The sequence below is a fragment of the Winogradskyella sp. genome (assembly GCF_965228925.1).
Lineage (GTDB): Bacteria > Bacteroidota > Bacteroidia > Flavobacteriales > Flavobacteriaceae > Winogradskyella.
On sequence record NZ_OZ245845.1, the window covers coordinates 5074583 to 5094870 of the forward strand.

A 20288-nucleotide genomic window follows, 5' to 3' on the forward strand; every position below is an offset into this window, starting at 1 on the left:
TATAAGATCCTTAGAATTTAATATTGAGCGGAACAACATCATATCTGTTTTCTGTTGTTTCAGAATATAACCACTGATCTTTTTCTTTATAAACAATAGCATTTTTACCTTTGACTATAAAGACATTTGGTTTTGCCGTTTTAAGCAATACCATAACTTTTTTTGGTGTCGTATCGACCAATTGAAAACCATTGGTAATTGGTTGCGCATAAAGTACCTGTTCTTCCTTTTTCGTTTCCCTTTGAATTGATTGATCTATTTGCTCTACAATTTCAATCTCTTCATCTAATACTTCTTCCTCTACGTCATCAATTTCTGGTGAAGGAGGTGGTTCTTTTACCAAGGCCAACTGTTCTGATACTGCTTTATTTTGAATTTTTGAGAAATCCAAGGTTACATATGCTTTGTTAAGGGCATCTTTATAGGCCACTGCAAAATCCTTTTCCCTGCTAGCACCTTCTTCTGATTCTAAAAGGACATTGCCGAAACAATCCTTGAAAGACATTTTCAACTTTGTTTTAAGGAATCCACCTTTTACTTTATGGACATCTGCATACATGGCCAGGCATCTATTGGTTGAGAGATCTTCCGGCAGTTGCTCACCTTCACTAAAAAACACATTAAATCCCTCTCCTTTTAATAATACCCGCGTTAGGGTATTTAATCTGAACTTATCTTTAGCATCTAAAAAATCATATTGCAAGGGCACAACGACATATTTATAAGGGGCAGTCTTTGATTGGGATACTACGTTCAAAAAGCCTCCCAATAACATTAGTAGTAATACAAAGTTCTTCTTCATAACAGTGTTTTTATATCCATCAATTGATGAATGGTTTTATAAGGTGTCGATAGCGTTTGGTGTCTACAATTAAAAAATATCGTATCCATGCCAACCCCTTCTGCACCTTCTATATCAGCTTCGAGACTGTCACCAATCATTATACTTTCGTCGGCATTGGCATTGGCAACATCTAAGGCAAAATTAAAAATTTTTGGATTCGGTTTTTTTACACCTACCATCTCTGAATTTGTAATCGTTTTAAAGTAATGTCTGATATTCGAATTTTTTAATTTTCGTTCTTGGGCCTCTTCAAAACCATTGGTGATAATATGCAATTCGTATTTATCTCCTAAATAATCCAGCACTTCAGAAGCCCCTTTAAACAAATGGTTAAATGTCGTCAGATATTCGATATAGGAAACGGATAAATGGTTAATCATAGTATCGTCCACATCCTTTTTTATAGCATCAAAGGCATCTTTTAGACGACCATAACGTAAATCGGCCTTAGAAATACGCTCTTCCCTATAAAGTTTCCAGTAGTCGAGATTGATAGGTGCGTAGACTTCTAAAAAGGCATCCAAGCTTACATCTATACGGTTTAACTCAAAAATCTTCTTAAACGTCAAGCCCGAGTTTTTATCAAAATCCCATAGGGTATGGTCTAAATCAAAAAACACATGTTTTATCTTATCCTTCATTCAGTGGTTTCTATAATTAAATTAAAAAGTGCTCTATACCCTTTCCAACGGTCTACATTACTGAAGGTGTAATTATGAAATATAGGGACAAACGTACCATTAACGGCTTTTATTGCTTCAATAAGTCTTTGTAAATGTTCGGATTTATCGAGTTGCGACTCATACTTTAATAAGGCATAATCCAAACAATGGTAAGGGTTTATTTTTAATGGAGTTTGTACTTCGTAGTCTAAATCGTACCATTGAAATGGCGTACATGTCCCTGCCCTAAACCCTAATGTATCTATATAACCCATCGTAAAGTCTTGGTTGATCTCGAGTTCGATTAAATTTCTATAGGACTTAGGAAGATTCAATTTTGAAAACGAATGTCTCACCGCTTTTAATTCGGTATTAATTATGGATTCCATCTTCAATTTTTCCTTTTTTAAAACAGACACCTCATCAAGCGCAAAATAAGATGCTTTTAATCCTACATCACAATAGTCGGCAATAGACTTAATCAGCGATACAAATTCTTTTTTGTTAGTACTGTTATTCTTATCATAGGTCGAATAATCACCAATTAAAAACAATACCATAAACTTAAAGTCGGATTGTTTTTGTTTTGTAATAATCCATTTAAAGGTATCGTAGGGATCGCGTTTAAATCCCATAAGGACGGAATAGCGTTGGTACAATTGTCTTAACCTCAGCCTTCCGATATCACCTAAAGTTCCGCCTATGGTCCTGAGTAAGCCTTTTTTTCTGAAATAAAAAGCCATGGGTACGTCAATGACCGGTTGTACCTTGTAGTGCCTCTTAGAAAATACAAAATCGGGAAAACGTTGTTTAAGAACAGCCTGTAATTTATAGGCCCAAATATCTACAATGGGTTGATTTAAAAATCGATGTTTATAGGCCAAACTCTCTTTAGCCATAAATCTCCCATAATCATCCTTTACGTGGGGTAGATACTCTTCATAGCGGCTTAATAGATAAAACGATGCCGCAAAAATATCGAATGGCAAATCGCTACGTTCACCTGTTGGGAAAAATCCTTTGGTATCGTCCCATGACTGCACGCTAATATCTATATCTGACAAACCTTGCTCAAACAACAGTTCATGACTGCGTACAAAAAGCTCACTGCTCAAGGGTTTTTTGGTATAAGACATTTTTAGGCTACTATGCGCTATAAAATCCTCAACCTTGGACGTAAACCTCACATCTAAATCTAGGATGCGCTTACAGATATGCTTAAAGGTGTATTTTAAGCGCGGCGTAATCTTATGGGTGTAAACTAATAACAACTTGTTTTAATCTTCAATTTCTAAAATCCAAATTTCAATTCTTCAAAGTCTTAAATTGGTTATTGGTGTTTGTATTTTGATTTTGGTCTTTTACAATAGGTCTTCGTCCGCAAAACTAAAATACGCTTTCTCGGTGATAATAAGATGATCCAAAACTTTAATATCTAGACTTTGGGCAGCTGACTTTAGTTTTCGAGTAATATCCCTATCGGACTTACTAGGTTTTAAGGTTCCAGAGGGATGATTATGACATAAAATCAAGGCTGTGGCACCAACCTCTAAGGCATTTTTTAGAACTAAACGCACATCGACTAAAGTTCCTGTAATTCCCCCTTTGCTCAATTGATTTTTGTGAAGGATTTTATTTGAATTGTTAAGGTACAATATCCAAAATTCTTCATGTGGTAATTCACCTATTATGGGCTGCATAATATCATAGACTGTATGACTGGATGTTATCTTTTTGGGTCTTAAAGCATCCTCTAAACGTCGACGCCGGCCAAGTTCTAAAGCGGCGAGAATGGTAATAGCTTTAGCCATACCTATACCCTTGAACTCCATTAACTGTTTAATGGATAATTTCCCTAAGGTACTAAGATTGTTATCGACATTCGATAAAATCCGTTTGCATAAATCAACAGCACTCTCTTCTTTGCTACCTGCGCCAATTAATATGGCAACGAGCTCTGCATCGCTTAAAACGGTTTTTCCTTTATCTTTAAGTTTTTCTCTGGGTTGGTCATCTTCGGACCAATATTTTATAGGGAATGAATTGGATTTTTTAGACATGCACTAAAGATAAAAATTGTAAATTTAATGCACCAATTTAATCTAATATTTCCATGGCCATGAAATCCTTTTTTGACGACGGTGTCTATGACGAAATCACCACGCGAATTCAACAACTTCAAAACGATTCTAAACCTGTTTGGGGAAAAATGAATGTAGGGCAAATGTTACACCATTGCCAAATGCCTCTGAATATTATTCTTGAAAAAGAGGATTACGGTTTAAAGCCGAATTGGTTGATGAATTTATTATTTAAAAAAAGTATGTACAGCGATAAACTTTGGAGAAAGAATCTACCAACAGCTCCTGGTTTTAAAATCACTGACACCAAAGATTTTGACACGGAATTAAAAGCCATTACACAGCTTTTGGACGAATTGAACTCCCGACGCGAAAAAGACCAATGGCAAGCGCACCCTGCTTTTGGCGAATTGACCAAAGATCAATGGGGTAAAATGCAATATAAGCACCTTGATCATCATCTTAGACAATTTGGGGTTTGACTTCGACTAGGCTCAGTCACCGCTTTAATTATAATCCAAAGATAACTGCCTTGAATATATTCGTATTATTAGCTAGCCATTACTCATAATTCATTGCATGAAATATCCACCAAAACACCATCAAGATGATACCATCGATCACATGATTGATGTGATTAAAACCTATCCCTTAGCTACAGTAATTTCGGTAAAAAATAATGAACCACTCATCACGCATTTACCTTTGGTGTACGAAAACCATAAATTGATTGGACATATAGATATTTATAATCCACAAGCCCAATTACTAAAGGACGACAAGCTGGTTACCATTATTTTTGGCGGGCCACAATGCTATATTTCCCCAACCGTTTATTCAACGACACAGCTACCAACATGGAACTACATAAAAGTCCATATTAAAGGTATTGTAAAAGCCATTGAGAGTAAAGCAGCACTAAAACAGTCATTAATCACTATGACAGAATTTTTAGAAGCCCCCGATCACAACTACGTCCTAGAACCTGATAATCCGCGTTTGAATGCCAATCTCGACTATATTAAAATGTTTGAAATTGATATTACCCATTGGGAAGGTAAATTTAAACTCTCGCAGGATAAAAAAACGAGTGATATGAAAGCTGCTCGTGAGGAGTTGATTCGAGCCAATCAAGAAAGTATCCGCCTATTTTTGGATAAGGTCTTCTGAAAATCAGTAATTTTAAAAGGCCACTTTAAAACTGAAAAGATGAAAGACATAAAAAAGGAAGATATCAAACAAGACCTGTTTGACCTCTACGATGATTATGCCCATAACAAACTCAACCGGCGTCAATTTGTTGAAAAACTGTCTGTTTATGCTGTCGGTGGTCTAACGGTGTCATCGTTACTAAGCTTTATGTCTCCAAATTATATCGATACGCTATTGGTGAAACCAGATGATCCAAGCCTTGATTCTAATTTTATCAATTATGAATCTCCAAAAGGTGGTGGCAGCATTAAAGGTTTATTGTCTAAACCCAAAGCACATAATGAAAAATTAGCAGGCGTCGTAGTGGTTCACGAAAACAGAGGGCTTAACCCTTATATAGAGGATGTCGGCAGACGCGTTGCTAAAGCAAACTTTATATCTTTAGCTCCTGATGCCTTATCACCTTTAGGAGGTTACCCTGGCAATGACGATGATGGTAGAGCCCTACAAAAGAAACGTGACCGCAATGAAATGCTCGAAGACTTCATAGCCGCTTATAATTATTTAAAAACCCATAAAGATTGTAGTGGTAAGGTCGGTGTGGTCGGGTTTTGTTTTGGAGGTTGGATATCCAATATGATGGCCGTGCGCTTATCTGACTTAGGTGCAGCAGTCCCCTATTACGGTAGACAGCCCAATGCTGAAGATGCTAAAAAAATAAAAGCACCTCTTCTACTCCAATATGGTGAATTAGATACTAGAGTCAATGCCGGTTGGCCTGCATTTGAAAAAGTGCTAAAAGAAAACGATATTGAATACGAAGCCTATATGTATCCTGGGGTTAATCATGGCTTCCATAATAATACCACACCCCGGTATGATAAAGATGCTGCCCAATTATCTTGGGATAGAACTATTGCTTTTTTTAATAAGCATTTAAAATAAACTTCAATTAAGCAATTTGAACACAAGGCTTATTTAATTTCTGGAGCTTATGAAAAGACTACAACTTTTTGAATTTGAAGATCTCGATTGGTTTCCAAATACTATTAGAACGGGTATGACTAATCTACTAGTTGTATTACAAAAAATGATGGGTACATCTGATGTCATTGCTTCAATTATCTCCAACACCAAACTAAAAAATGACTTTTCCCAAATTATCGATTTGGGTTCGGGCTCTGGAGGTATAATGCTAGAGGTTATGGAAAAATTAAATGCTAATCATCAAAAAGCGATACCATTAATCTTAACAGATCTGCATCCAAACCCTAAGGTAGTCAAACGTATAAATTCAAGTAACATTCCTCATGTGTCTTATAATGAGAGCTCGATTGATGCAACACATTTAGGCAATTTATCAGCAGGGTTAAAGACTATGATGAATAGTTTTCACCACATGCCTCCAGATATTGCCAAACGTATTTTAAAATCAGCACAAGATAATAAGCAGCCTCTCTTGATTTATGAAATTGGTGAAAACACTATTCCAACACTACTTTGGTGGTTATTACTACCACTGTCTTTAACCATACTCTTTATTATGGCGTTATTGATGACACCTTTTGTAAAACCACTAAGCTGGAAACAATTACTCTTTACTTATCTTATTCCTATAATTCCATTATGTTATGCTTGGGATGGGCAAGCATCAATAATGAGAATCTACACATTCGATGATATTGAATATCTCATAAAGGATTTTAAAAATCAATCTTATAGTTGGGATATAAATAAAGCAAAAAAAGCAAATGGAAAAAAGGCAGGTTATTATATTTTAGGCTTACCTAGATAGGTATTTAAAGAAAAATCGCTTCAGTAATTCCCAACTAATTAATCACCTAAGCTTCCAATCACCTCACAATAGACGGAATGCATCACTGACACAAGAAGATATTTCATAGATAAGATAGCGCTTTATTGTCCTTATTCTACAAGGAAAATCATTCACACAAAAACGGAAGTTCTATCTTTATTACAAATTAAGTTATAGATTCATGCATCAAAAAGCTATAAAAAAAGGTGAGCTTATTCAGCGAAGTGGTGAGTTAAATTCTAAAATTTATCATGTGCATAAGGGATTATTGAGAGGTTATAGTATCGATGAAAAAGGAAAAGAACACATCTTTATATTCGCGCCAGAAAACTGGACCATCGCCGACAACCTCCCACCCGAAGTACCATGTGATTTGTTTATCGATGCCCTTGAAGATTCTATTGTTACAGTCCATGAAAAAGACATTTCCAAAGAACATCAAAATGTAAAACCATTGGTAAAGCGGCTTGCTGTTTTACAAAAAAGAATTATTATGCTGATGAGTTTTTCAGCTATGGATCGCTACCAGCATTTTACAGAAACCTATCCTAATATTATACAGCGTGTCCCTCAAAAAATGATTGCTTCTTACTTAGGTATTACGCCTGAAGCTTTAAGTACTATAAAACGGAAACATTTAAAAAAATAATCACTTCTTAATCTAGATTAATGCAAAAGTGATTTCCTTCCTTCATTTTTGATAAACTAACTTTTTTCAAAATGAAAAATCTATCGCTACTATTTAAAATTTCTACCATTCTTTGGATTATTTGGGGACTTGTGCATGTGCTTGCCGGTGTAATGACCATGAAAGGCATACTCACTGATGATATTACGGCTTCGATTACCGGAATTGCGGATGCCGTTGATCCAGATACCTTGCAACACGATTATCCAAAAGCAGCAGGTGCCATTATTGGACAGCACGGATTTAATTTATTCTGGATCGGTATCGTTACATTTATTTCTGCGTTTTACATCTGGAAGGGCAATAAAAATGCCATCTTCTTGGCAGCCATCACTGGTGGTTTAGCAGACTTAGGGTACTTTCTTTTTATGGATTTGGGTGGTTATGTGAAATTCGTTCCAGGTACCGTAATGACCATCGTTTCCTCCTTGGCCATTATCCTAAGTTTTTATGCTCATTTTAAACAAAAGTCTTAGAACCTTCAATAAGATCTTTTAATCTTGTATGTTATAGGTGTCTAACCGCCTTACTATAAATGGTATATCCTGATTTATAAAAGACGAGGTATTATAGATAAGCCCATAGCCATCTGCATAATAAAAATGATCCAACCCTGGGGATTGGCTACCGTCATTTAAAATGGCATAACGTTGAGAGTAGGTACTTATAAAAGTACCCGCTTCGACCGTGATTTCATTATCCAAAGCAATAAGTTGATCATAAACGATACCCCAATCAGCAGCATCGAGTACTCTGGCCGAAAAATTATTATTGGCGTATTTAATACGGCCATCATCTCGCACCAAATAACCTAGAGAGTCTCTCAACAGCTCAAAATGTTCACCATTTGGATTACAGAACGCAATACCAGCTTCATTACCAGTTGTCCAGCGTCTAAACTTATAGTAAGTGTTGTTGTTAAGGACTTCTGTACCGACAATACTTACCGAATCGATAATACCTGTATTGTCGTAAGTCTGTGTTGTAGGATTGTACTTGTAGTTTTTATACACCCATTGGTTGCCTACATTGAGGGCATAAAAATTTGAAATCGGGTCTTGATTATCTTGATGATCATCTGAGGCAGAGCAAGATAATGTCAATAGTGCGATAAAGCATAAATAAACTGTTCGTTTCATGATTGTGATGATTGATAATAACTTGAAACGTAGTAGTGCTTTATCGTTTTTGAGGTTGGTTAAACTAAAATGGATAACGCATGACAAATGAACTTATTGTGCGTATAATGATAAGATTTGACTTTTTCAAAAATCTTGGTTTTTTAAAGACCAATTTAGAAAATTGTGTATTTGACTTTTTCACTATTTTCCACGAACTTAGTTAACGCAGTTATCTCTTATAAAGCTTGTATACCATGAAGCATCTTATCTTATTTTTAATTGTCTTTAGTACTAACGTTTTAATATATGCTCAAAGTTTTCCATCGGATCCAAACGCATGCGAACTTATCACTAGCGATATCGATAATTTTTGGAAGGCCTTCAACTTAATGGAAAATGGTTATGAGGGTAATCCATTTGATGCGTATTATATGAAAATTGGCAGTCAGGGCGTCATCGACTTTACCCCATATCGTATTGAACATGCCGATACTTTATATCATAATGTAAAAAGGCACAAGCAAAAGTATCTCGACGTCAAAGCCAGTACCTTTAGGGTTAAAGAAAAAAAGAAACAAATCAGAGCGGCATTCTATGCGTTGAAGTATATTTTTCCCGAAGCAAAATTCCCACCTGTTTATTTTGTTATAGGTAATTTTAATTCTGGTGGCACATCGACGCCAAATGGCCTTATTATAGGGGCTGAAACGCAAAACAATATTGATAACGTTCCTTATATAGTGGCTCATGAGCTTATACATTTTCAACAAAAGCGATATCATCAAAACCCGTCGCTTTTAGATCAGTCTATCAACGAAGGTATTGCCGATTTTCTTGGAGAAATGATCTCTGGAAGTCACATTAATACAGTAGCTTATAAATACGGAGAGTCAAATAAGGACAAGCTTTGCAAGGAATTTGTGAAAATAATGGATTCCAACAATTGGGACGATTGGCTCTACGGAACTTCAGGAAAAGATGACCGGCCTAATGACTTAGGGTATTGGATGGGCTATCAGATAGGAAAATCTTACTATGAGAAACAACCCGACAAAACAACAGCTATAAAAGCGATGTTGGATATTAAAGATGCTAATGAGTTCTTGGAAAAAAGTGGTTATCTCGATGACTATTTAGACTAGCGAAATAATACCCTTTGTATTCCAAGAGCTATTCAAACCGTTCAGTAATAAGAAGCGGAAATTCCGCATCTAATCTTGAGCGTTCGGCGTTGAGTTTTTCATCTTTGCTGAATCGATTGCGATGAATTTCTAAAATCATTGCTTCATAATCATATATGGAATTACTGACCTTTAATTCTCGTATGGCACTTTTATGGGCAGAGAGTACATTTATATAGTCTTGATAGGTAGTATCATCTGTGTATACGTATTCAAAAGTGATGGACGGACTAATAAAATATTCGAATTTGTTCACTAGATTTTTTAATGAAACTGGGCTATCATTCACTAATATTTTATTGGTAATATGAACACGAATAGTGTCTGAAAATACGCGCTCTTTATAAGAATCCCAAACGAATACTCTTGGCGGGTCTGATGGTTTTCTCGGAATGGCTTCTTGTAAAGCTGGAGAAATTGCATACTTAATTTGATTATTATAAAATCGTTTCGTCAACTCATCATTGTTTTCAACTTCATAGATAATTCTCGTTTTCCCTAATATAAAAAGTTGAAGTTCAAGCGCTTTTATGGCTTTTAAAGGTATATTTTTATTCGCTCTTAACCTAGGTGTTGACTTTCGCTCTAATTCCAGCGGAATTTCATCATGCCAATCATCAATATAGCTAAGAACCTCATATAATTCTATAGGATCATTATACTCATTAAAATAACCAACTTGGTCTTCAGAAATAAAGTCTATTTTAAATACTGGTCTATTGTAATAACGTATATCATGAAGTTCCTCTTCAAAATTACTCGTAGGAACGTCAATAGTTGGACGTGCTTTATATGCCATCTCATCTATTGACTTGTAGTTAATAACATCGAATTGGCTCAAACAGAGTGTTAACAACAGTAAAGTACAGAAGTGAATGCATATAATTTTCCATCGCCCTTTTTTAATGACGAGACTCAATGTTTTCCAAGCGTCAAAGTAAAGTACAAGAATCAATAAGATTGATGGCAACAAAAAATTCACGATAAATTTTGAACCCATAAATTGCGAAGAAAAGGCAGCAAACAAAAACCAAACCTTAGCAAACCAATGAATAAAATTAAAGCCTAAAAACGCTTGGTCGTTCAATATTCTCGTCCGTTTGTTATTTCTTCGTGGGAATACATGTTGCGGTCGTGAAAACAAATAGCTAATGGACACTGAATTACCCAGAATCATGGATATCGTAGCAAAGAAAACATTGCTTAATTGACGCTCATTTTCGGGCATTACAACAGGGCGTTCCTCGAAATCAAGAAATAGCATTCTATCTGTTTCCCGCAAAACGTAAAAGAAACCATAAATTAACACTGCTGAGGCTAAGCCAAGAAAAATAGACAGTACTATTCTTTTCCAAGACATTGCCTTGAAGTTGACTTCGGAATCATAGAACAAATGGTTAACCTTCATTTGAGATAGCTTGTATACTATAAGTATGAAGTATTAGCCTTTTGTTACCAATAATGGATGTGCTAATTCAATAATTCATCTAGTAATGTGATGGTCTTATCAAATGACGGTCTTGGTGCCTCCGGATCTACAATTTTGCCTTCTGGATCGATTAGAATAAAGCGTGGAATTGAGTTAACTGCTAGGGCATTCATAAAATCGCTATCAAAGGATTTATCGGCAAATAATTGCAACCCGCCAAGTTGCTTGTCTGCTACAAATTGTTTCCAAGTATCTTTAACAGGTTCTTTATCGACAGAGATACTTACAAAAACGATATTATTATTGTGATAGCGTTCTTCCAGTTTCTTTAAATAAGGGACTTGTTTTATACAAGGTGCACACCAAGTCGCCCATACGTCGATATAAACATATTTTCCTTTGAGATCACTTAAGTTGACGATCTTTCCGTCAATGGTCTCATAACTAAACTGAGGGGCATCATCCCCTTTCTTAAGACCATTGGCACTCATCACCTCAGCATATCGTTTTTCAGCAGCTTCAATAAAGGGTTTGTGAGTTGTAATCTTTTTAATCAGATCTAAGTAGTCCTTTGAGCGTTCATTGGTTGAAGATATTTTAGAATAAAATCCATTGACCAAGCTAATTAGTGTTTCTCTTAAAGGTACTTTGCGCAATTCATTGAACATATCATCAACGGTAGGTGCTGCTTCAATTCTCTTATTCCAAATAGAATTAACCAAATAACGATAATACGGTTGTTTGTTATAATCCTCCTCTTTGTTTAGCTTTACATCTTCAATGGGTTGATAAAACTGTGATGACGGTTCTATATCCTCGCCTAAATAAAATTTATAATTCGATTTATAATTCTGGATGCTCAGGAGCCGAGCATACTCTAGGGACTTTTCTTCAGCCGTCTTAAAGAAATCTTCAACCTCGTACTTGTTTAAATCATCTAAATGTATCTGTTTGAGGTTATTAATATTTTCCATGTAAATGGCTTCCTCTACCTTATAAAAAGCCTCCAAATCTTCCGTGAGTTCAGCATCATTAAGTGATTTTTTAGCGAGGTAATTATTTCTTTCAGAACCTTTACCCTCAAAGGCAAGGGTTTTATCAAAGTATTTCGCATCAAAACTTAGGGTAAGCTCATCCTTTGGATAGAGGTAAATATATGCTGTATGACGCCCATAATTAAGAAGGTAGAATCCATCTTCTATTTTTGCCGATAATGTAAAGTTACCCTTAGCGTCTAAGTCTGCTGAAACAACTTCCTCATAGTCAAAAAAGGTAATCTTAACCGAAGTCTCTGTAGGATTGGTCACTTTTCCCGAAAGCTTTACGCGTCCCGATTTTGCATATAATGAGAAACTAAAAACCAGAAAAAATAGGGTATAGATAGCTTTGTTCATGGCATATAATTAAATTATTGTATTCTGTCAATGAATGTCATACTGCTAATATAGCTTTTTCACATCCTCAAAATCTAGGCCTCCATAATTCCCTGAACTCATTAGGAGCAGAGCCTTGTTTTCAAAATCTTGGGAAAACAAGAAATTTTTGAAATCGTCTGGATTAGTATAAATCATTAAATCATCGCGTTTAAATGCATTGGCAATTTGCTCATGGGTGACTTCTTCCAGTTTTTTAATTTCAACTGCATGAGGTGAGTAAAAGACGACCGCTACATCAGCGGCATCTAAAGCGCCTTGGTATTCCTTTAAAAACTCTGCGTTTAAGCTACTGTAGGTATGCAACTCCAAACAGGCCACTAAAGTTCTATTCCTATACTGTTCTTTTACAGCTTTGGTGGTGGCTTCTACTTTACTTGGTGAGTGTGCAAAATCCTTATAAGCCACACTTTTAGAATTTTCAGCAATTTTTTCTAAACGTTTACTGGCGCCTTTAAAGGTAGCAATCGCTTCATAAAAATCATCCTCATCTACGCCCATATGTTGGCAAATCCATTTGGCTCCAGCCAAGTTATTTAAGTTATGTGCACCAAAAATTTCGATAGGCATTGGGCCTTCTGGAGTCTCTAGTAAGGTTTCACCATCCTCAACAGTATACTCCGGAGTCCTATAGGGTATCTTTCTAATTTGGTTTTCTGAGGCTTCTACCACTTGTCTCACCTCAGCATCATCTTCGTTGTAATTAATACTGCCACCTAAAACAATGGAGTCTACAAAGATTTTAAACTGCTTTACATAATTTTCATAGGTTGGGAATACATTAATATGATCCCAAGCGATACCACTTAACAAAGCAATATTGGGTTTATACAAATGAAACTTAGGCCGTCTGTCTATGGGCGAGCTTAAATACTCATCACCTTCTAATACAATAAAGTCGTTGTCCTCAGTCAACTTTACCATCACATCAAAACCTTCTAATTGCGCACCGACCATATAATCCACATCGCGATCATGATAATGCATCACGTGCAAAATCATGGAGGTAATCGTAGTTTTGCCATGACTTCCGCCAATAACCACTCGTGTTTTATCTTTAGATTGCTCGTACAAAAACTCTGGATAACTATAAATCTTTAGATTGAGTTCTTGAGCTTTTAGCAACTCGGGGTTATCGGCTTTAGCATGCATACCTAAAACTATAGCATCTAAATCTGAGGTAATCCTCTCTGGATACCAGCCAAATTGTGCTGGCAATAAGCCTTTGGCCTCTAAACGTGATTTTGAAGGATCAAAAATTTCATCATCACTTCCTGTAATCTTATAGCCTTTATTATGAAGTGCCAAGGCTAAATTGTGCATGGCAGCACCGCCAATAGCGATAAAATGTACATTCATGTAGCAAATATCAACTTACAAAAATCAAATTCCAAATAAGGGTAGATAAATTCTTGTTTAAATAGTCCGACGGATTGAACACCCCTAAAGTCCCCTCAAGGGGACAATAGTTGCAATTTTGATTTGTAGAATGTCCCCTTGAGGGTTATCGAAATTAAAGTAATAGCTTTAGTTGAAGATACCGAGCGTAGTTCGAGCAAATTGTATTGAGAACTTTTACTAACAAGAAGTTCTCGATATAAATTCTATTCATTTCAATCATAGAATTCACTCGAACTGACATCAAGTTATCACTTAAAGTTCAGGATTCACAGCCAAACTATTAAACAACTTTGCCTTAGTACTAAAGAATTTATACTGAATTGAAATGGCCTTTAACTGCGTATCAATCAACTTAGATTCGCGCGAATTGACTAAAAACAGAGAGCTCTCTCCCAATTGAAATTTTCGTTCTTCTGCAACTAGCAAACGCTCCGAATCAGTCACCATTTGTTGTGTAATATCATTTTGCAGCACATAGGAATCGAGTTCTTGTTGCAGGGCATCGATCTTATTCTGAAGATTAACACGCGTCGCATCAATTTCAAATTCAGTGTCCTGCAGCTTGATTTTGGCCAATCTTAAATCCCCGCGTTCTTTCCTCAAGAACAAGGGAAAACTAATGTTAAGCCCTCCTTTATATTCTGCTGTGTTAAACGTCCTGGCCACATCTGGATTTTCGGTCAAGAAGTTATACTCAACGTCCACTTTAGGCAACAATTTATTGGCTTTTAGCCGCGTATCGACTTCCAAACTCTGTAATTTGTAATCCAAAGAAAGTAGCTTTGGATGTGCTTCTAATATCGCATCATTGTTTTGTAACTGATTAATATTAAACGTCGTATCGATCACCGGTTCAGAATTAACATCAGGAATCACATTGGGCTGCAACTCTATAGGGATATTATTATCCAACCATAAAAAGGTCGATAAGTCTAATGCTGCTTTTAAAAATTTTACACGTGACTGTTCAAGGCTTAATCGACGCTGGTTGATGGCTATTCTAGCCTCAACAACATCAATTTGGGCACGTTCGCCAACTTCTGCCCCACGCTCTACACCTCTAAATCGCTGCTCGGCATTGGTGAGGAAATTTTGAAATAATGAGAGTTCGTTATAAGCCTGTAACCACTTAAAGTAAGCCATTGACGCTTCAAACAAAATGGTGTTAACAAAGATGTCCCTATCTGCTTTAGCTTGCTCTCTAAACAACTTGGCTTGCTTTAAGGATGCCATTCGGTCATTGATCAACAAACCTTGAGCTACAGGAATTTTAATTCCCGCCGAATACAAACCATCATCGGGCACAAAGGCTTCAGGGTTTAAGAAATCCCCTGAATTTTCTTCAAATGTGGCCTTTAATTCTATACCATACCAGGTTGGAATCTTAAACATCCCGTTGAGTCTATCATAATACTCTTGGCCCTTAAACTTCTTTCGATCGTAGTCGACTTCAAATTTTGGGTCGAACGCTCCTCTCGATTTTAGGAGCTTTGCCTGACTTTCATCAATAACCAGTTCGGCCTGCTTGACAATAGGATGAAACTTTTTAACATAGCCTAAGTATTCGTCAAACCTCAAGGTCTCGGTAATACCATCGGTTTGTGCAAAACTTGAAAAACTAACAACTATGAAAAGTAGTGTGCTTAGATACTTCATCATTTATTTCTTGGCTTTTTTGGAACTATCGGTGCCTTCCGGTTGATAATAATTAGGTGGGAAGCCATTGAGCTGTCGCCATAACTCAAACCAGATAGGTACATCCTCTAACAAGGCCATAGTAAAAGCCCCTGAACCAGCTCTTATTTCATTAGGCCAGGGATGGTCATCTGGGTCTGGTTTAAGAAGTATCCTGAATCTACCATTAGAACTTATAAATCGCTCCACAGCAACAACCTCCGCACCATAAGTACCATAGGACACATTTGGCCATCCACTGAAAATGATTGCTGGCCAACCATCAAACTGAATCCGTACCTTTTCGCCAGGATGTATTAATGGCAAATCGATTGGGCGCACATAAGTCTCCACGGCTAAATCAATATTCTCCGGAATAATCCCAACCAGTTCTTCACCTTCTTTAAAGGTTTGACCAACCCCACCGCGAAAAGCAGTATTGATGAAACCATCATAGGGAGCCGTGATGTAGAGCATATCGCGCCTTAATTCATAATTTGAAACCTGATTTTCTAGCTTTTGCACATCGGCCTCTGTACTGAATTGACTGGATTGCGCTGAAAACTTTTCACTACGCGCCTTAGAAATTTTGTCGGCAAACTCTTGTTTTACACGGTTTATTTCCAATTTAGCATTTGTCACTTCTGTTTTACTTACCAATAACTTAGCTTCTTGAGATGTTTCCTTAGCTTGGGTTTCTTGAAGTTTTATAGTGGCGTCTTCGAGATTTTTTCTAGCCACAAAACCGTCTTGAAACAAACTGTCGGCACGATTGTACTTAATTTGGGCTATTCTCAGGTTAGTCCGAGCAGCTACCAAATCTATACTATCTGCTTTTACCTTTTGTTTAGCCTGAGCCAATTTATTGTCAGCTTGTTCCAATTTCAATTTACGCTCGTTTGTAAGTGCGCCTATTCGAACCTCTTGCGCTTTAACTTTTTCCTTATAGGATTTCGCAGAGAATTCCTTTGCATCGCGTTGTTGTTGTGTTCGCTCGACCAAATTAGGATCGAAATACTCACTTTTAATCTCTGCAATCTGCATAATGGTATCTCCTTTTTTCACAATTTGTCCTTCTCGCACATACCACTTCTGAATACTTCCAGGAATGGGGGATTGTATGGTTTGCGGTCTCTGTTCCGGCGTCAGTGAGGTTACTAGTCCCCTACCTGAAATATTTTGTGTCCATGGTAGAAATAGTATAATGAATCCAACTATAGCAAAACCTGTTAAGAAGCGGTTAAAATACTTGTAGTAAGACTTATTGAAAACGCGTTTCCCCGAGTTGTATTCGGATAAATCAACTCTTTTATTCAAGGGATTTTTAGATATATTCAACATAGCTATTCCTTTTAGATAATTTCACCGTTATTTAAAGTGATGACATCGGTACACTCACTGGTCCAATCTTTGTTAAAACTAGCGACAATAAGAGACCATGGGTTTTCTGATGCAGTCAGTGCTTTTATAATTCTTCTGGCTTCAGCAGTCTCAAAATGCTCCAAAGGCTCTTCTAGTACTAATACTTTGGGCTGCTTTAAAATCGCTCTTGCCAAAATGATTTTTTTTGCGACTGTAAAAGACATTTGCCTTCCTTCCGGGTAAATGATCGTATCTAGTCCATTTTCCGTATTTTTAAGATAATCTCTTAAGCCTACAATCTCAATAGCCTTATTAATCTCCGCTTCTGAAATACCTCGGCTCGTTAAGGTGAGATTGTCCCTTATACTACCCTCAAACGGTGTTTCTTCAGCCAAGGACAAGCCTAAACAAGATCTGTAGTTGTTAAGATGTATGTTTTTTAAGGATTCATCGTTGACAAAAATCCGTCCGTCCGTAGGTTGAATTATCCCAGAAATCATTCTTAATAAGGTTGATTTTCCTGAGCCACTTGGGCCTTGCACCAAAACACGACTCGACGGTTTAATGGTCATTGATAAGTTCTTTAGGATGGGCACTTCTCTGTTGGGAACACTATAATTAACTTTTTCCAATTCTATTTTAAGGCTTTCCGCTTCGTCCACCTTAATGCCTTCCTGTGGCTCTAATTTTTTATCCACTACCTGTCCCATTTTTTCTAAGGAGGTGAGTACATCATAAAAAGACTCAAGGCCGAGTATTAATTTCTCAACGGACGCAATGACCAGTAAGATGATGATTTCCGCCGCAACGAACTGGCCTATATTCATCTCTTGGCTTAGCACCAATAGGCCACCTATTATTAATAGACCTGCAGTTACTATCACTTTAAATCCTATCATTTGAATAAACTGAATAATCAATATTCTAAAGTGACTTTCCCTAGCCATAAGATAGCCATCGACTAATTTGTCATTTTTTTCCAGTGCTAGTGAGGTTCTACCAGAAATTTTGAAACTCGTTATGGCCCTAGCCACTTCTTGAATCCAATGGGCAACCATATATTTTTTCTTTGATTCTGCCAAACTAGTTTCCATACCTCTTTGAATCGTAAACTTAAAGACCACATAGATTAAAACAATCAAAAGAATCCCGAATGCGATGAAAAATGGATGGTAGAAGGACAATAAAATCAATGCAAATACAATTTGTAGAACAGCGGCAGGTACATCCAATAATAACTTTGCTAAACCCTTTTGCACAGTTAATACATCAAAGAACCGATTCGCTAACTCTGGTGGATAGTAGTTGCGTAATTCATTCATTCTAATTTTTGGAAAGCGATAGGTAAACTCAAAGGATGCTCTCATAAAAATGCGCTGCTGCACTGTTTCTATAATTCGCATTTGCATCAATTGCAAAACACCAACGAATGCCACACCTAAGGTAACGAGTATCACAAGTACAATCCATGATGTGCTGACCTGGGCACCCTGAATGAGGTTGATGATGGCCTGAATCCCTAAAGGAAGAGTCAAGGCTATGAGTCCTGAAAACACAGCGTAATATAAAACTTGTGCAATATCTTTTCGTTCTAGCTTTAATATGCCAACGAAGCGCTGCCAAGGAGTTAAAAGCGATTTATTCTGATCCATTTGTTGTTGTCTTTAATGCGTTTTGGGTTAGATTAAGAAAGAATTGTGTTGGTGTTACCTCCTTACCACAGTCGGTAATAGAACTAAAATGCACCTTTAAAAAGTGTTGATGTAAAGCACCTTCTACAATGGTGCTGGCCAAACTCGAGGGAAACTTGTAATCCGAGTTGACCTTATTGATAATTTCACTCAGTCGTTTAATCAATCGTTTGTAAACCACGAAGTAGCCTTCTTTATTTTCGCTATCGACTTCCTTGGTTAGGTACGATTTAGAATATTCATTGATGATAATTCTATTGAGAATAATTTCATTAATGTGTGTGTAAGTCACATCTTCTTTAATGGTTCGGGTCACGACTTCTATAGCTTTAAACAATTGTTCCTTGCTATCTGGAACATTGTGTGTAGCAAAAACCATTTGATATTCTATCCAAGCCCAGTACCAAGAGGTCAAATAAAGGAGTAACTTGTGCTTGCTCTCAAAATAGCGATAAATAGAGCTCTCGTTAGAACCTATTTTAACGCCCAGCTTCTTAAATGTGAAGCTATCAAAACCGATTTCATCGATAAGCAAAATACTATGCTCAATGATTCTTTTACCTAAATCTGATGACTCCGGATCTTTAATATAGATCTTATCAGGTACTGCAATCTTTAAATTTGATAGTAAATTTATCATACTTAAAATTTTAGATTGCAAATATAATAGTAATACTATCGATTTTGCGTATTTAACAAATATTTAGCCTATTAATAATAATAATAGATATTATAAATAAAAGTTATAGGTAAGCTGTTAAAGCCTAGAAATACTAGTCTTTTCTTTTTGGAAAACTTTGATTTTTGGTAAACCGACAATAGCCTTATCGATCCATTTGAGGGCCTCTGCTTTATCTTTTTTGTGCTTATAAATCTGCGCTAAACGATAATACGCCCAAGCTTTGGGCACTCCATCCTTGGCCGAATGATTTGCTAAATAGGTTTTTAGGCACTTTTCGCCTTTCTCTAACTGAATGTTATAATCTGCACACACTTTTCCAATTTGATAATGCATGGCATTACGTTGGTGCTTCTGGTGTGCTGTTTCAATAGTATTGATGGCTTTATCGGGTTCATCTTGTTCTTCATAAAAATTGGTCAGTTTTTCATAGCATGTCACTGAACCCCCAACTTTAATAGCGAGCTTATAATACTTTTCGGCCAATTCGGGCTCATTATCATACTCATAGACATAACCTTTTGCCAGATAGCCGTCAACTTCTGAAAGGGCTTGAAGCTCATTGGCATACTTCAAGGCCTTAGACGTACTGCCTCCTATGATTCCTGGTAAAGAGATATACAATTCTACCAAGGCCCAGCGTGTATCGATGTGATTTGGATCTAATTCTGCAGCTTTTAAAAAGGAACGTTTTACATCTCCAATAAGACCTAAAGCCTTTAGTTTACTCACACTTAATGCTTTCATACCTAAAGCCCCGCCATACTTATAATGATAGTTGGCATTATTAGGTTCATCTTCAGTTAACTTTTTGTACTGTGCAATGGCCTCATCCCATTCTTCTTGGTGTCCATAAGCGTCACCTAACAATTCAATAGCCTCCTTGTCATTGGGATTAGACTTCAAGAAAGTCAACATTTCCTGCTGTGCTTTCTTAAATTGCCTCTGGTCTAAATAGGTTTTGGCGCTCTCTTTTGAGCTTTGGGAAAAAGCAAATGTAGATAAGAAGATCAACCAGAAAAATCTTTTCATATCGCTAGCAATTTTTTACAAAAATACAATTTATTAACGCGC

General features: G+C 36.6%; 20 protein-coding genes. 7 read left to right on the top strand and 13 right to left on the bottom strand.

Features of this window, described 5'->3' with window-relative positions:
• Nucleotides 1-10 precede the first annotated feature (10 nt).
• The 4 genes from ACO052_RS20930 to radC form a co-directional block, all read right to left on the bottom strand.
• A complete protein-coding gene (locus tag ACO052_RS20930) occupies nucleotides 11-802 on the bottom strand; it encodes a hypothetical protein (RefSeq protein ID WP_422105750.1) in 792 nt (263 codons plus the stop codon).
• Nucleotides 799-1485 carry a YjjG family noncanonical pyrimidine nucleotidase gene (locus tag ACO052_RS20935; protein ID WP_422105751.1) on the bottom strand — a complete coding sequence of 229 codons (687 nt, stop codon included), beginning with the start codon at nucleotides 1483-1485 and terminating at the stop codon, nucleotides 799-801. Before ACO052_RS20935 ends, ACO052_RS20930 begins: the two co-directional genes overlap by 4 nt.
• On the bottom strand, nucleotides 1482-2777 hold the full coding sequence (locus ACO052_RS20940) for a polysaccharide deacetylase family protein (protein WP_422105753.1): 1296 nt from the start codon (nucleotides 2775-2777) through the stop codon (nucleotides 1482-1484). The genes ACO052_RS20935 and ACO052_RS20940 overlap by 4 nt, the downstream gene beginning before the upstream one ends.
• A 90-nt stretch (nucleotides 2778-2867) precedes the next feature.
• The gene (radC, locus tag ACO052_RS20945; protein WP_422105755.1) at nucleotides 2868-3566 is read right to left on the bottom strand and encodes a RadC family protein; all 699 of its coding nucleotides are present in this window, start codon (nucleotides 3564-3566) and stop codon (nucleotides 2868-2870) included.
• 59 nt (nucleotides 3567-3625) lie between these two features.
• Between radC and ACO052_RS20950 the strand changes: the two genes are divergently transcribed.
• The 6 genes from ACO052_RS20950 (at nucleotide 3626) to ACO052_RS20975 (ending at nucleotide 7719) form a co-directional block, all read left to right on the top strand.
• Nucleotides 3626-4069 (top strand): DUF1569 domain-containing protein, encoded by a 444-nt coding sequence (locus ACO052_RS20950; RefSeq protein WP_422105756.1) that lies wholly within the window; start codon nucleotides 3626-3628, stop codon nucleotides 4067-4069.
• Between the two features lie 97 nt (nucleotides 4070-4166).
• Nucleotides 4167-4757 carry an FMN-binding negative transcriptional regulator gene (locus tag ACO052_RS20955; protein ID WP_422105757.1) on the top strand — a complete coding sequence of 197 codons (591 nt, stop codon included), beginning with the start codon at nucleotides 4167-4169 and terminating at the stop codon, nucleotides 4755-4757.
• Nucleotides 4758-4796: 39 nt separating this feature from the next.
• Nucleotides 4797-5684, top strand: coding sequence for a dienelactone hydrolase family protein (locus ACO052_RS20960; RefSeq protein WP_422105758.1), 888 nt, complete (start codon nucleotides 4797-4799; stop codon nucleotides 5682-5684).
• A 49-nt stretch (nucleotides 5685-5733) separates the two neighbouring features.
• Nucleotides 5734-6534: a hypothetical protein gene (locus tag ACO052_RS20965; protein WP_422105759.1), complete on the top strand. Its 801-nt coding sequence runs from the start codon at nucleotides 5734-5736 to the stop codon at nucleotides 6532-6534.
• A 202-nt stretch (nucleotides 6535-6736) separates the two neighbouring features.
• The gene (locus ACO052_RS20970) at nucleotides 6737-7204 is read left to right on the top strand and encodes a Crp/Fnr family transcriptional regulator (RefSeq protein WP_422105760.1); all 468 of its coding nucleotides are present in this window, start codon (nucleotides 6737-6739) and stop codon (nucleotides 7202-7204) included.
• A gap of 71 nt (nucleotides 7205-7275) precedes the next feature.
• Complete coding sequence (locus tag ACO052_RS20975) at nucleotides 7276-7719, top strand: hypothetical protein (RefSeq protein WP_422105761.1); 444 nt, start codon at nucleotides 7276-7278, stop codon at nucleotides 7717-7719.
• Between the two features lie 18 nt (nucleotides 7720-7737).
• Here the strand turns inward: ACO052_RS20975 and ACO052_RS20980 are convergent, their stop codons facing one another.
• Nucleotides 7738-8382 (bottom strand): hypothetical protein, encoded by a 645-nt coding sequence (locus ACO052_RS20980; protein WP_422105762.1) that lies wholly within the window; start codon nucleotides 8380-8382, stop codon nucleotides 7738-7740.
• A 236-nt stretch (nucleotides 8383-8618) separates the two neighbouring features.
• On the opposite strand from ACO052_RS20980, the gene ACO052_RS20985 reads away from it, so the two are divergent.
• Nucleotides 8619-9506 carry a DUF2268 domain-containing putative Zn-dependent protease gene (locus ACO052_RS20985; protein WP_422105763.1) on the top strand — a complete coding sequence of 296 codons (888 nt, stop codon included), beginning with the start codon at nucleotides 8619-8621 and terminating at the stop codon, nucleotides 9504-9506.
• A gap of 28 nt (nucleotides 9507-9534) precedes the next feature.
• Here ACO052_RS20985 and ACO052_RS20990 read toward each other — a convergent pair whose 3' ends face one another.
• The 8 genes from ACO052_RS20990 to ACO052_RS21025 all read right to left on the bottom strand — a co-directional run bounded on the left by ACO052_RS20990 (nucleotide 9535) and on the right by ACO052_RS21025 (nucleotide 20246).
• Nucleotides 9535-10953, bottom strand: a complete 1419-nt coding sequence (locus ACO052_RS20990; protein ID WP_422105765.1) for a hypothetical protein — start codon at nucleotides 10951-10953, stop codon at nucleotides 9535-9537.
• 62 nt (nucleotides 10954-11015) lie between these two features.
• Nucleotides 11016-12368 (bottom strand): TlpA family protein disulfide reductase, encoded by a 1353-nt coding sequence (locus ACO052_RS20995; RefSeq protein ID WP_422105766.1) that lies wholly within the window; start codon nucleotides 12366-12368, stop codon nucleotides 11016-11018.
• 45 nt (nucleotides 12369-12413) lie between these two features.
• Nucleotides 12414-13766 (bottom strand): UDP-N-acetylmuramate--L-alanine ligase, encoded by a 1353-nt coding sequence (locus ACO052_RS21000; protein ID WP_422105767.1) that lies wholly within the window; start codon nucleotides 13764-13766, stop codon nucleotides 12414-12416.
• Between the two features lie 294 nt (nucleotides 13767-14060).
• Nucleotides 14061-15467 carry a TolC family protein gene (locus ACO052_RS21005; RefSeq protein ID WP_422105768.1) on the bottom strand — a complete coding sequence of 469 codons (1407 nt, stop codon included), beginning with the start codon at nucleotides 15465-15467 and terminating at the stop codon, nucleotides 14061-14063.
• Complete coding sequence (locus tag ACO052_RS21010) at nucleotides 15468-16823, bottom strand: HlyD family secretion protein (protein WP_422105769.1); 1356 nt, start codon at nucleotides 16821-16823, stop codon at nucleotides 15468-15470.
• 11 nt (nucleotides 16824-16834) lie between these two features.
• Entirely contained in the window at nucleotides 16835-18496 is a 1662-nt protein-coding gene (locus ACO052_RS21015) for a peptidase domain-containing ABC transporter (protein ID WP_422105770.1), read from the bottom strand.
• Nucleotides 18483-19175 carry a TetR/AcrR family transcriptional regulator gene (locus ACO052_RS21020; protein WP_422105772.1) on the bottom strand — a complete coding sequence of 231 codons (693 nt, stop codon included), beginning with the start codon at nucleotides 19173-19175 and terminating at the stop codon, nucleotides 18483-18485. The genes ACO052_RS21015 and ACO052_RS21020 overlap by 14 nt, the downstream gene beginning before the upstream one ends.
• 117 nt (nucleotides 19176-19292) lie before the next feature.
• The gene (locus tag ACO052_RS21025) at nucleotides 19293-20246 is read right to left on the bottom strand and encodes a tetratricopeptide repeat protein (protein ID WP_422105773.1); all 954 of its coding nucleotides are present in this window, start codon (nucleotides 20244-20246) and stop codon (nucleotides 19293-19295) included.
• Nucleotides 20247-20288 lie beyond the last annotated feature (42 nt).

Coding starts and splice junctions, on each gene's coding strand:
- ACO052_RS20930 (WP_422105750.1), bottom strand. CDS start 802: ATGAAGAAGAACTTTGTATTACTACTAATGTTATTGGGAGGCTTTTTG.
- ACO052_RS20935 (WP_422105751.1), bottom strand. CDS start 1,485: ATGAAGGATAAGATAAAACATGTGTTTTTTGATTTAGACCATACCCTA.
- radC (WP_422105755.1), bottom strand. CDS start 3,566: ATGTCTAAAAAATCCAATTCATTCCCTATAAAATATTGGTCCGAAGAT.
- ACO052_RS20950 (WP_422105756.1), top strand. CDS start 3,626: ATGAAATCCTTTTTTGACGACGGTGTCTATGACGAAATCACCACGCGA.
- ACO052_RS20955 (WP_422105757.1), top strand. CDS start 4,167: ATGAAATATCCACCAAAACACCATCAAGATGATACCATCGATCACATG.
- ACO052_RS20960 (WP_422105758.1), top strand. CDS start 4,797: ATGAAAGACATAAAAAAGGAAGATATCAAACAAGACCTGTTTGACCTC.
- ACO052_RS20965 (WP_422105759.1), top strand. CDS start 5,734: ATGAAAAGACTACAACTTTTTGAATTTGAAGATCTCGATTGGTTTCCA.
- ACO052_RS20970 (WP_422105760.1), top strand. CDS start 6,737: ATGCATCAAAAAGCTATAAAAAAAGGTGAGCTTATTCAGCGAAGTGGT.
- ACO052_RS20975 (WP_422105761.1), top strand. CDS start 7,276: ATGAAAAATCTATCGCTACTATTTAAAATTTCTACCATTCTTTGGATT.
- ACO052_RS20980 (WP_422105762.1), bottom strand. CDS start 8,382: ATGAAACGAACAGTTTATTTATGCTTTATCGCACTATTGACATTATCT.
- ACO052_RS20985 (WP_422105763.1), top strand. CDS start 8,619: ATGAAGCATCTTATCTTATTTTTAATTGTCTTTAGTACTAACGTTTTA.
- ACO052_RS20990 (WP_422105765.1), bottom strand. CDS start 10,953: ATGAAGGTTAACCATTTGTTCTATGATTCCGAAGTCAACTTCAAGGCA.
- ACO052_RS20995 (WP_422105766.1), bottom strand. CDS start 12,368: ATGAACAAAGCTATCTATACCCTATTTTTTCTGGTTTTTAGTTTCTCA.
- ACO052_RS21000 (WP_422105767.1), bottom strand. CDS start 13,766: ATGAATGTACATTTTATCGCTATTGGCGGTGCTGCCATGCACAATTTA.
- ACO052_RS21005 (WP_422105768.1), bottom strand. CDS start 15,467: ATGATGAAGTATCTAAGCACACTACTTTTCATAGTTGTTAGTTTTTCA.
- ACO052_RS21010 (WP_422105769.1), bottom strand. CDS start 16,823: ATGTTGAATATATCTAAAAATCCCTTGAATAAAAGAGTTGATTTATCC.
- ACO052_RS21015 (WP_422105770.1), bottom strand. CDS start 18,496: ATGGATCAGAATAAATCGCTTTTAACTCCTTGGCAGCGCTTCGTTGGC.
- ACO052_RS21020 (WP_422105772.1), bottom strand. CDS start 19,175: ATGATAAATTTACTATCAAATTTAAAGATTGCAGTACCTGATAAGATC.
- ACO052_RS21025 (WP_422105773.1), bottom strand. CDS start 20,246: ATGAAAAGATTTTTCTGGTTGATCTTCTTATCTACATTTGCTTTTTCC.